At 68.6% G+C, this 10,934-nt stretch carries 7 protein-coding genes and 2 pseudogenes; 4 read left to right on the top strand and 5 right to left on the bottom strand.

Features of this window, described 5'->3' with window-relative positions; genetic code table 11:
- From G4D87_RS39005 to G4D87_RS24980, 4 genes and pseudogenes are all read right to left on the bottom strand, one after another.
- Positions 1-241 (bottom strand): hypothetical protein (locus tag G4D87_RS39005; protein WP_205507712.1); only part of this gene is annotated, 241 nt, incomplete at its 3' end.
- Positions 242-1,655: 1,414 nt separating this feature from the next.
- Positions 1,656-1,811, bottom strand: a pseudogene (locus tag G4D87_RS40355) (IS5/IS1182 family transposase); the annotation flags it as partial.
- A 35-nt stretch (positions 1,812-1,846) separates the two neighbouring features.
- A pseudogene (locus G4D87_RS40295) lies at positions 1,847-2,437 on the bottom strand (transposase); the annotation flags it as partial.
- A complete protein-coding gene (locus G4D87_RS24980; RefSeq protein ID WP_163784725.1) occupies positions 2,329-3,258 on the bottom strand; it encodes a LysR family transcriptional regulator in 930 nt (309 codons plus the stop codon). The gene G4D87_RS24980 and the pseudogene G4D87_RS40295, both read right to left, overlap by 109 nt.
- A gap of 160 nt (positions 3,259-3,418) precedes the next feature.
- Here G4D87_RS24980 and G4D87_RS24975 point away from each other — a divergent pair, with 160 nt between their 5' ends.
- A complete protein-coding gene (locus G4D87_RS24975; protein ID WP_240358578.1) occupies positions 3,419-4,285 on the top strand; it encodes a haloalkane dehalogenase in 867 nt (288 codons plus the stop codon).
- Positions 4,286-4,480: 195 nt separating this feature from the next.
- Entirely contained in the window at positions 4,481-5,536 is a 1,056-nt protein-coding gene (locus tag G4D87_RS24970) for a ferrichrome ABC transporter substrate-binding protein (RefSeq protein WP_240358577.1), read from the top strand.
- On the opposite strand, the gene G4D87_RS24965 is transcribed toward G4D87_RS24970, so the two are convergent.
- A complete protein-coding gene (locus tag G4D87_RS24965; RefSeq protein ID WP_240358576.1) occupies positions 5,530-6,687 on the bottom strand; it encodes an esterase/lipase family protein in 1,158 nt (385 codons plus the stop codon). The genes G4D87_RS24970 and G4D87_RS24965 overlap by 7 nt on opposite strands.
- A 134-nt stretch (positions 6,688-6,821) precedes the next feature.
- On the opposite strand from G4D87_RS24965, the gene G4D87_RS24960 reads away from it, so the two are divergent.
- Together G4D87_RS24960 and G4D87_RS24955 are read left to right on the top strand one after the other, a co-directional pair.
- Entirely contained in the window at positions 6,822-8,900 is a 2,079-nt protein-coding gene (locus G4D87_RS24960) for a S46 family peptidase (RefSeq protein ID WP_163784721.1), read from the top strand.
- A 98-nt stretch (positions 8,901-8,998) separates the two neighbouring features.
- Entirely contained in the window at positions 8,999-10,651 is a 1,653-nt protein-coding gene (locus G4D87_RS24955) for a serine/threonine-protein kinase (RefSeq protein WP_163784720.1), read from the top strand.
- Positions 10,652-10,934: the final 283 nt, after the last annotated feature.

The raw sequence follows: 10,934 nt of genomic DNA, 5'->3' as shown, positions 1-10,934 counted from the left end.
GTGTTAATGTGTTGGCGGGGCCTGACACCGTTTTTAGGAGTGCGGTCACTCGGTGATACGTTTGAGTGACCTCCTCAGTGATCTCCAAGATTCGTCGATTGTGCTGCAGAGCTGTCGCTATATCGTCTACTGTCACCGCTGCCTGCATCGACTGCGCGAACAGTACATCGAGTTCCGCTACTCGTATTGTGAGTTCTTCAATGTGGTCGGCGGCAGTATGTGCAGTCGCTGATACGAACATCCCCTTGACCCAGGCTTGATGTCCTTCAAGCTTAGGTATTCGTTGTAGCCCTCGTTGAACCTCGGGCGCTTGGAGGCGGGCGAGTGCCTCAGAAATGCGAGTGATACTCTGGGTCCGACGTTCCTGTCTGCGCGCCGCTAGGGCGCCGAGAGCTCCGTACAGCGAGGACAGTTGGGCCCACTCAAGCGCCTCGTCATCGAGTTCCTCAATCGAGCGTAGAAATGAAGTAAAGAGCGTGGATGTTAGCGGACTCGGAGTTGGTGTATCCTCAGGACCAATCAGGACTGGGGAAGTGGAGGGTTCAGCTCCATTCTCTTCTAGCTTATGATGGACGATAGGTGCGACGCACACCATGAAGAGCATTAGGCGTGCATTTTCGAATGATGCGCCGCTTAGTTCAGAAAGTTCTCTCCCTAGCGCGTCGAGTTGGTCGGTAGTCCATTTGGCTGGCCATCCACGAGGCGGGCGTTGCCCCGACCCTTGGGCGAGTATTTCCGACGATCGAGCTGTGAGCCCTTTGCTAGTTGCGAAGCGAAGAGCAGACGCGTGTAGCTCGGTATTTTGGTGTGCCCAGAGCGCGGCGCTGGAGAATCCCACGCGTGAACCGGTGCGTACCGCACTGATAAAGTCGCGGGTATTGCGGCGCAACAACGCAGGCTTCACGCTAGCCTCGTTGCGAATTCCGCCCATTGGTAAGCGTGCGTGCCGCGCGTACTGTAGGACGTTGGTGTTGAAGGACTCGCGTAGGGCAGTAGGGGCCTGGTCGCGGTAACCAACCGCAGTCGTCCACACCGTGCTCGCTAAGCTTACATTCTGGAGCAGGTCGGAAAGCTGCAGTGCTGCCGCAGGTGCCATCTCTGGTTGCTGGATGCCCGTGCTCAAGGTATTCCCCCGATGTCCTCAGTAGCATGTGCCTAGCTACTGTGAGGTGCCGTGAATGCTGTTGCCGAGGAAGGCGTGTGCCTACCGCCACCTCCTGTCCTTTCATCATGACGTAAGTGCCGCTGCGGGGGAAGTAGCCATCGCAGTGCGTGATTGTGATTCGTAAGGGGTCGTTGTGCCCCTTCCTGGTGTGGGGGTGACCCACCCGCGGAGGAGTAGATGTCGCAATATTGGTCGGTGTTATTGTGGATTGTTCTGATTTTCAGATTTCGGCGCTTGCGAACGCCGGAGGACAAGAGGTTGGTCTTGTGTTTTGCCCGGAATGGGCGACGGGAGGAAGCCGTTTGATTTGTTGTCGTAGTGCCTGCGATTGAGGTGATCAATTGCTCAAGGGGGGCTCGTCTGAGGGGCCGTTGGGCTGCGAACGGTGGGCCTTGCCACGCTCGGCGTCGACCGGGAACGGACTAGAAATGCTGGGACGTGGCCACGCCAGACCCGAGAGATTCGCGTATCGCTAAACCCGGGCAACTTCAGTAGGCTTCACCACCCATCGGTGTCGGCCGAGTCTCTGACCGGACTCGATACCGCGCTGGGCAATGCACGGAGTGATGTCGCAGGCACGCAGCTCGCGCCGGATGTCGGCGAAATCGTAGCCCTTGTCTCCGTGCGCCTTCTTCGGCCGCTTGCGCGGCCGACCGCAGCGACCGTTGTGGACGGGGGGATGGCGTCGATGAGCGGCAGCGCCCGCTGGTTATCGTGGAGGTTCGCTGCCGACAGCAGCACGGACAAGGGGCTGCCTCTGCAGTTTGTCACAATGTGATGCTTGCTGCCCTTTCCCTCTGTCGGTGGGACTCGGGCCCGTTTCTGGGCCCCCTTTTTCGTCCGGATGCTGCCCGAGTCGAATGCCGCACGGCTCCAGTTGCTGCGACCCCGGATGCCAGGTTCGTCGAGGAGCCGCTGTTGGAGCCGCTCAAACGCGCGAGCGCGGGTCCACTCCTCAAGCCTACGCGAGCAGATGGTGTCACTCGCCCCGAACACCTCGGCTGGCAGGTTCTCTCGCGCGATGCCTGTCTTCAGCACGAAGAGGATGCCTCGGAGCGCCGACCGTTCATCGCACTTTGGCCGCCCTCGCCGGTTCTGCGCCTGTTGCGGGGCAGCAGCGGGCCCGCCCTCGTCAAGAGCACGTCGGACACTAAGGCCTTGGCTCAGGTCGCGGCCGAGGTGCGCCGGGGCCTCGGTGCGGCACCGGCGCGCCGGATGAGGTCGCGAAAGGAAAGCATCGCGGGGTCGGCGTGGGTTCGTTCGTGCCAGCACAGGTTGATGGTGAGGGTGAGCGATGGCACCGGGCTCTGCACGCTGCGGAGGCCGAGGCGAGGGCCGAGCCGAGAGAGCAGTGAGGCGGGCAGGGTGGCGACCAGGTTGGTCTCCGCGACCACGGCGGCGGCGGCACTGAAATTCGGCACCACCAGCGCGACGTCGCGAGCGATGCCGAGCCGGGCGTAGGCGCCGGGCAGCGCGCGGTAGCCCTTGCCGGGGGCCACCTGCACCTCGACGTGGCGCAAGCTGGCCAGTGCGCTCCTGGAGACACGCTCTCCTGCCTGGGGATGATTGCGGCGCGCCACCAGCACGGTGCGCTCCCGGTAGAGGGGCTCCAGATGCAGGCCGGGGGACTTCTCGCCCACCGCGATGGCGACGTCGACCTCGGTGCTGGCCAGGCCGCCTCCCGTGAGGAAGGTGTCGATGCCCATCACCCGCAGTCGGGCGCGAGGCATCTCAGCGGCCAGCAGCGTGGCGATGCGAGGCAGTCGCACCATTTGTCCGGAATCGGCGATGGCGAGCGAGAACTCCCGCGTGGTGGTGGCGGGGTCGAAGTCCGCACCGTGAACGGCGTGGTCAAGGTCTCGGAGGGCGCGGGTCAGAACGGGGGCCAGCGCCACTGCGCGGGGCGTGGGGACGATGCCGCGGCCACTGCGGGCGAACAGCGGGTCGCCAAGCGCGACGCGCAGCCTGGCCAGTGCGTTGCTGATGGCCGACGGCGTGACATGGAGGCGGCGAGCGGCCCGCGCGACGCTGCGCTCGGTGAGCACGGCGTCGAGCACCACCAGCAGGTTGAGGTCGAGGGCGGAAATGCTCATGCATGGTGAGGATACCCCTCACGAACAATCACTATCCGAAAATGATGAAGCGCCCCATGAAGAGGCCATGCGAAGGATGAACCTGCTGCTCCCGCTCCTCTCGGTCGCGCTCATCGCGTGCTTGCGCGTGGCGACCCCTCCCATGCCTCTGGAGACAGCCATGCGTGACGTCAACGTCCTCGATTCCCACATGGCCTATCGGGAGGCGGGGCGCGGCCCTTCGGTGGTCTTGCTCCATGGAAACCCGACCTCGTCCTATGTCTGGCGCGACGTCATCCCCCATCTCTCGGACCGCTACCACGTGCTGGCGCCCGACCTGATTGGCATGGGCGACTCGGGCAAGCCGGACCTCGCCTATCGCTTCGCCGACCACGCCCGGTATCTCGACGCCTGGTTCGATGCGCTCGACCTGCACGACGTCGTGCTCGTGGGCTACGACTGGGGCGGCTCGCTGGCCATGGACTGGGCCGCTCGCCACCCCGACAGGGTCCGCGGCCTCGTCGTGTACGAGACCTTCCTCCGCTCACTCGAGTGGAGCGACTACCCACCGCAAGGCGCCGAGTTGTTCAAGAACCTGCGGACGCCCGGCGTGGGGGAGACCCTGGTGCTGGAGCAGAACCAGTTCCTGGCCCGGTCGCTGGGGGTCGGCGTCAAACGGGGCCTGACCGCGGCTGAAGCCGCGGTGTACGCGGCGCCCTATCCTGACGCGCCTTCACGGCGCCCGTTGTTGGCGTGGCCGCGGGAGATTCCCATCGAGCATCAGCCGGCGGACATGATGGCGGTGCTGGAGCGCTATGTCGCTTGGATGGGCGCGTCGCCGGAGGTCCCCAAGCTGCTGCTCACCTTCGACAGTCCGACGCCGCTCGGCGCTCCGTCCGTCGTCGAGTGGGCGCGTGGCCGGTTCGCCAACCTCGAGGTCGTGGCGCTCGGCGCGGCCGGCCACCACGCGAGTGAGGACCTCCCGGATGACATCGGACGGGCCATTGCCCATTGGCTTCGCCGCCTGGCGCGGGGTCGTTCCAGCTGAGCCTGCCTGTTGAGCCACCTCAGGCTTGCTGGCCATCCGATAAAGCCGGGTCATCAGTCGTGCTTTGTGGGGACGTGAAGGCGGGAAGCTGGCAGGCAGGGGTCAGTTCCGGGCGCCAGTCCACAGGGCTGCTTCACTGTGGTGACGCGGCAAGGCAAGCTGGCCGCCGTGTCGCGGCGCGCTCAACTGATTCTCATGCTCCTGGTGTCGGGGCTCCTGCACGTCGCGCTCTTCGCGGCGCTGTCGAGCAGTGAGCCCAACGACCGCCAGCGCCGCGTGACACCGCGTGCCGTCGAGATGGAGGTCGTCTACCAGGACGTGACGCCTCCCCCCGAGCCGCCAGCGCTGGAGCCCCGCCAGCCGCCTCCTGACGAAGCGCCTCCGAAGAAGGAGGACCCGCCTCGCCACGCGGAGCGTCCGCGCCCGGCCGCGCCGGAGACGCCTGTCACGTCCGCGCCGCCTCCGCCGGACGTCGCCCCCGCGGGCCCTGGCGAGCCGCCGCCAGCCCTGGCGCAAGAGGATGTCCCGCGGCCACGGCAGCGCCCCAACCTGGAGCCCCAGGGCTTGCTGGGAGGCGGCCTGCTGCGCGGCGGCCCGCCTTCGACGGGGCGGACGCTCCGCCCGGGTGAAGCCCCTGACCCGAAGGCGCTGGCGGCCCGGCAGGCCGAGGAGGCCCGGGTGCGGGTGGACGGCTGGGCGCAGGACGCCGCCGCGAGCGCGCGTGCGTCGAGCGGCGCCACGCATCCCTACTTCGCGGCGCTGCGGGAAGGCTTCGCCAGGCAGTTGGTGAACCCGCCACCCCCGGACCTGAAGGTGTTGGGCTCACGGATGAAGCGCGAGCAGGTGGAGGCCATCGCGCGCTTTGGAAAGACAGGCAGCCCCAGGGTCGCCGAGCCCCGGGACCAGCGTCTGGAGCAGCGCAATCGCCTGCAGGCGGCCGTCGAGGCCGGGCGCGCGGCCAACATGTACATGGCGGACGTCACCACGCCGGTGCTCGCGCTCGCGGCCATCGTCGAGGTCTGGCAGGCGCGCGACGGGAAGCTGCTCGACCTCAAGGTGCTCGAAGGCTCCGGCGATCCGAACTTCGACACCTGGGCCGTGTCCCAGCTCCAGGAGGCGCTCGCCAGCGCCGAGGCGCCGAAGGCTGGAGGCGGCCTGGGCATCCGGGATGATGGCATGCGCAGCCGATGGCGGCTGGAGGAGTACCTTGGGAATCCGCGCGTGCAGATTCACCTGATTGGCGTCTACTGACCCAGCCGGAGGCCGGGGCGCTCGTCCTCCAGCATGAAGTCGATGATGGCCTTCCACGTGGACTCGAACTGGGGCCTGCGGAAGCCGGAGCCGGAGATGAGCCAGTCCACGTGCGGGGGCTGGTGCGCGGGCTGGTCGAAGTGGCCAATCGCGTCCAGGTGGTCCGCGCGCACCGCGGCCAGCACCCGGCCATGCACCTGGGAGCGCGTGGGGACGATGCCGTCACACGCCGTGGGCCCGGGCATCGCGCCATACGCCTGCACCAGCGCCGCCGTCTGCGCGGGCGTGTGCAGGGGCAGCGCGGTGAGCGGCATCCGCTGCGTCTGTCCGTACGTCAGCGCGTAGATGGTGTGCGTGAGCTGGGCATACGGGTCCAGCCCCGCCGCCATGCGCGTGCGCAGCGACGGCGGCCGTGCCTGCGTCACCACCGAGCCATACCGCACGCCGGGCCTGTCCAACGTGCTGGCGTTGAACAGGTCGATGCCTTCCGGCGTGAGCTGCGGAATCAGCGACGTGTCGTTGCCCACGTCGCTCAGGAACTTCGACACCGCGTCGCGGCGCTCCGAGGAGAAGTCCCCCAGGAGCTGGTCATAGAGCTGGTCCAGCAGCGTGGGCTTCCACCCGAGCTGGGCATCCGCCCGCGCCAGCAGATGTCCGAAGCGGAACACCACGCGCAGCGGCAGCCGGCCGAAGCGCAGCACATACACGGTGAAGAGCGACAGCAGCTTGAGGATGCGCTGTCCGAACAGGCCCATGAAGAAGGTGGCCAGCGGCGTGCCCGCGTGCGGGGTGGACACGGACGTCACGGAGCGCACGCGCCTGGCGAAGGGCTCCAGGTCCAGGCCCTCCGCCACCTGCGCGCCGGGGCTGACGAACAGCCGCGCGTCCAGCCCGCCCGTCGAGTGGCCGATGAGGTGGATGGGCCCGTCGTCTCCAGCGGCCGTCTCCTGCACGGCCCTCAGCAGGTCCGCGGTGCGCGTGCGGATGGAGGCCGTGGGGTGGGAGAGGACGATGATGACCTCCGACTCCACCTGCCTGCGGGCCAGCTCCGCCTTCAAGTAGTCCAGGGCGTGGCCGAAGTAGATGAGCTCGCCCAGGTTGATGAAGCCGAAAAAACCGGGGACGAGGTAGACGCGATGCTTGCCGGACATTGCCGCCACCATATCTGACGCGGCGCATGATACCTGTGGGGAATGCGTCCTCCGCCCGGAGGTTGACGCGCGCCGGCCGTGAAGACCAGAACCGGCGACCCCCACTCACAGTCACGACAGAAGGACGCCCGCACGTGGATCGCAGACTGCTCGCAATCGGCCTGCTCCTGTCCCTCCCCGCCGCCGCGGATGAGGGGATGTGGACCTACGACGCCTTTCCCTCCGACGCGGTGAACAAGGCCCATGGCTTCACGCCCACGCAGGCGTGGCTGGACCACGTCCGGCTCGGCTCGGTGCGGCTGGCCGGCGGCTGCTCCGCCAGCTTCGTGTCGCCGGAGGGCCTGGTGATGACCAATCACCACTGCATCCGCGGCTGCATCGAGGACCTGTCCTCGCCGAAGAAGGACCTGCTGGCCAAGGGCTTCTACGCGTCCAGCGCCGCGCGGGAGCTGCGCTGCCCGAAGGTGGAGGCCAACCAGCTGGTGGAGATGACGGACGTCACCGCGCGGATGAACGCGGCGACGAAGGGCCTCACCGGCGCGGCCTTCAACACCGCGCTGAAGAAGGAGACGGCCGCGGTGGAGGCCGCCTGCGCCACGTCCGGAGACGTACGCTGTGACGTGGTGACGCTCTTCAACGGCGGCAGGTATCACCTGTACAAGTACCGCCGCTTCCAGGACGTGCGGCTCGTCTTCGCGCCCGAGTTCTCCATGGCCGCCTTCGGCGGTGACCCGGACAACTTCAACTTCCCGCGCTTCGGCTTCGACGCGGCCTTCCTGCGCGTGTGGCAGGACAACGCGCCCGCGAAGAGCCCGCACTTCCTGCCGTGGGCGAAGCAGGGCGCGAAGGAGGGGGACCTCGTCTTCGTCTCCGGCCACCCCGGTGGCACCGAGCGCAAGGCGACCGTCGCCGAGCTGGAGTTCCAGCGCGACGTCAACCTGCCGTACACGCTGCTCCAGCTCGCCGAGCTGCGCGGCATGCTGCGCGAGTACGCCGGGGGTTCCGCGGAGCGCTACCGCACCACGCGCTCCCTGCTGCGCGGCGTGGAGAACGGGCTCAAGGCGCTGCGCGGGCGGCACCAGGCGCTGGCGGACCCGGCGCTGCTGGCCGGCAAGCGTCAGGACGAGGCGGCGCTGCGCCAGAAGGTGGACGCCAACGCGCAGGTGAAGGCCGCCACCGACGGCGCGTGGGAGGAAATCTCCCAGGCGCTGGACGTGTACCGCCGCATGCTGCCCGACTACCGCATGAAGGAGGCCGGGGACGCCTACCCCTCCGAGCTCTTCCGCATGGCCCGGCACCTGGTGCGCGTGGCGGAAGAGAAGGAGAAGCCCAACGCGGAGCGGCTGCGCGAGTACACCCAGGCCCAGCTCCCCACGCTGGAGCAGCAACTGCTGCGCGACGCGCCGGTGACGCTCGAGCTGGACCAGGCGCTGCTGACGTTCGGCCTCACCCGCGTGCGCGAGACGCTGGGCGCGGATGACCCCTTCGTCCAGCAGGTGCTCGGACGCGAGGCGCCCGAGGACCTGGCGCGCGCCCTGGTGCGTGGCACGAAGCTGCGGGACGTGAAGGTGCGCGCCGCGCTGCTCAAGGGCGGCAAGGCGGCGGTCGCGGCCTCCAAGGACCCGATGATTCTCTTCGCGCGCAAGGTGGACGCGGAGGCTCGCGCGGCGCGCAAGCGCTACGAGGACACCGTGGAGGCGGTGCTCAAGCGCAACGGCGAGCGCATCGCCAGGGCGCACCTCGCGGTGTACGGCACCTCCGGTTATCCGGACGCCACCTTCACCCTCCGCCTCAACGCGGGGCAGGTGAAGGGCTGGGAGGAGAATGGCCGCCCCGTGGCGGCGCTCACCACCTTTGGGGGCGCGTATGCGCGGCACACCGGCAAGGCGCCGTACAAGCTCCCGGACACCTGGCTGAAGGCGCGCGGCAAGGTGCCGCCCCAGACGCCGTTCGACGTGGCCACCACCAACGACATCATCGGCGGCAACTCCGGCTCGCCCCTGGTGGACCGCGACGGGCGCGTGGTGGGGCTCATCTTCGATGGGAACCTGCACTCGCTGGGGGGCCGCTATGCCTACGTCCCCGACACGAACCGCGCGGTTGCCGTGCACGGCGAGGGCATCCTGGCGGGGCTGGAGCACGTCTACGGGGCGAAGCGCGTGGTGGACGAGCTGCGCACCGCCAGCGACGCCGCCGTCGTACCCGCGAAATAGTCGCGGTTCTCAAGACCTGAGACGCCTTGGCCGCGGTGGCCAAGGCATGTCAGAGGGAGCAGGATAGAATCCGGTTCAAAGCTGAAAACCGGTTACTCATGGCTCCCTCCAAACCCAATGACCTTCCCCTCGGCACGGTGCTGAGGGAGACCTATGAGATTGCAGGCGTCCTCGGCCGGGGTGGCATGGGGACCGTCTTCCTGGCCAACCACCTGCGGCTGCGTGGACGGCAGGTGGCCATCAAGGTGCTGCGGCACGACGCGGGCATGGGGGCGGAGGCCCTCGTGCGCTTCCGGCGCGAGGCGGAGATTGCCTCGAAGCTGGGGCACCCGAACATCGTCGAGGTGGTCGACTTCGACAGCCTCGAGGATGGCTCTCCCTACATGGTGATGGAGTGCCTGCGCGGCCAGCCGCTGTCGCGCAGGCTTCGCAAGGGCCCGATGACGCTGGAGGAGGTGTTCTCCTGCGCGCGGCAGATGGGCTCGGCGCTCCAGGCCGCGCACCGCGCGGGCATCGTCCACCGTGACCTCAAGCCGGGCAACGTGTTCCTCGTGCCCACCGAGGTGGGCGGCGTGATGATGGAGCACGTGAAGCTGCTCGACTTCGGCATCTCCAAGGTCATCGACTCGCAGAGCGTGCACACGCAGGGCGGCATCCTGCTGGGCACGCCGCAGTACATGGCGCCCGAGCAGGCCACTGGGAAGAACGGCGAGGTGGACCCGCGCACGGACATCTTCGCCTTCGGGTGCCTCGTCTACGAGATGCTGGCGCGCCGGCTCCCGTTCCAGGACAACGGCAACCTCGCGGAGCTCATCTACCGCATCGTCTATGACCCTCCGGAGCCCCTGGAGGCGCTGGTGCCGGACCTGCCGGACCACGTCATCGCGGCGGTGGAGAAGTCGCTGGAGAAGCGCCCGGAGGACCGCTTCCCGGACGTGGGCGGCTTCATCTCCGCGCTGACGGGGCGCGCGCTCCAGACGATGGGCGAGGTGCCGATGCTCACGCCGCTGAGCACGCCGCGGCTCGCGGTGGCTCCGGAGTCGAAGCCGGAGACGGTGCCCGGCAGGCGCTCGGGAGAAGGGACGAACGACGGCGACGTCGACGCGAAGCCGCCATTCCGGGAGTCGGAGACGGTCAGCCTGTCCGCGCCAGCGCCCGCGGTGGTTGCCTCCCATGACGCCGCGACCATCGCCGAGGCGATGCCCTTGCCGGAGATGGAGGCGCCCCCGGCTCGCCCCGTCGTGGCGCCAGCGGACGTCGTGCCCGCGCCCATCGCCCGCTCGCCCGTGGCGAGGCCACCCGCCGCGGGGGCTCCAGGCCCGGGTGCCCGGAAACCGACGCCTCGGGACGGGGCTGTGGCCGGGGCGAAGGCGCCTGACGCGGCTCGGCCCGCACGTCCGCCAGCAGGGGGCGCGCAGGCCGGTGTCGCGTCGCCCAAGGTGGTCCCCGCGCCCATCGCGCGGTCGCCTGTCGCCGGGGGCCCGTCCGCGCCCGGCGCCGCCCGGAATGGACCGCCCTCCCCAGACGCGGGCGCGGTGGGGTCGACCGTGCTGCTGCGCTCGAAGACGGGCGTGGCCCCGTCGGCCTCTCAGGGCGTGCTCGCCGCCCAGCCGAAACGGAAGCTGACGCCGCTCACGGTGGTGATGATGGTGGCGCTCGGAGCCGCCGTGGCCTTCGCCGCGTGGCCACGGCCGTCTCCGCGCGTGGAGGCGTCGGGAACACGCGGCACGCCCGCCGCGGGCGCGGAGTAGCGTCCCGCTCGGCGCGATGACCGAGCGCGCCTCGAGCACGAGGCCGTGCTCGGGCGGAACCCTCCGGCGCTCCCTTGAAGGTCAGCCCCTCGGGACCGTGGGGCCGTGCCCTGTCAGGCCCCGGACCGAACCCAACCTGCTGAGTTCGACGCATGACAGCCCGGACAGGACGCAGCAGGGCGTTGGTGCAGCGCGTCAGGGTTTACGTATCCTGAAGCGGGCTGACACGCAGGTTCATGTCATGTCCAACACCGAGCGCAGGCGGGCGCGGGGAGGGCAAGGG

Origin of the sequence: Myxococcus vastator, from assembly GCF_010894475.1 — a bacterium.
Taxonomy (GTDB): domain Bacteria; phylum Myxococcota; class Myxococcia; order Myxococcales; family Myxococcaceae; genus Myxococcus; species Myxococcus vastator.
The sequence above is the reverse complement of the archived record's forward strand: the minus strand, read 5'-3'. Positions and strand labels throughout refer to the sequence as shown.

Coding starts and splice junctions, on each gene's coding strand:
- G4D87_RS24980 (WP_163784725.1), bottom strand. CDS start 3,258: ATGAGCATTTCCGCCCTCGACCTCAACCTGCTGGTGGTGCTCGACGCC.
- G4D87_RS24975 (WP_240358578.1), top strand. CDS start 3,419: ATGCGTGACGTCAACGTCCTCGATTCCCACATGGCCTATCGGGAGGCG.
- G4D87_RS24970 (WP_240358577.1), top strand. CDS start 4,481: ATGCTCCTGGTGTCGGGGCTCCTGCACGTCGCGCTCTTCGCGGCGCTG.
- G4D87_RS24965 (WP_240358576.1), bottom strand. CDS start 6,687: ATGTCCGGCAAGCATCGCGTCTACCTCGTCCCCGGTTTTTTCGGCTTC.
- G4D87_RS24955 (WP_163784720.1), top strand. CDS start 8,999: ATGGCTCCCTCCAAACCCAATGACCTTCCCCTCGGCACGGTGCTGAGG.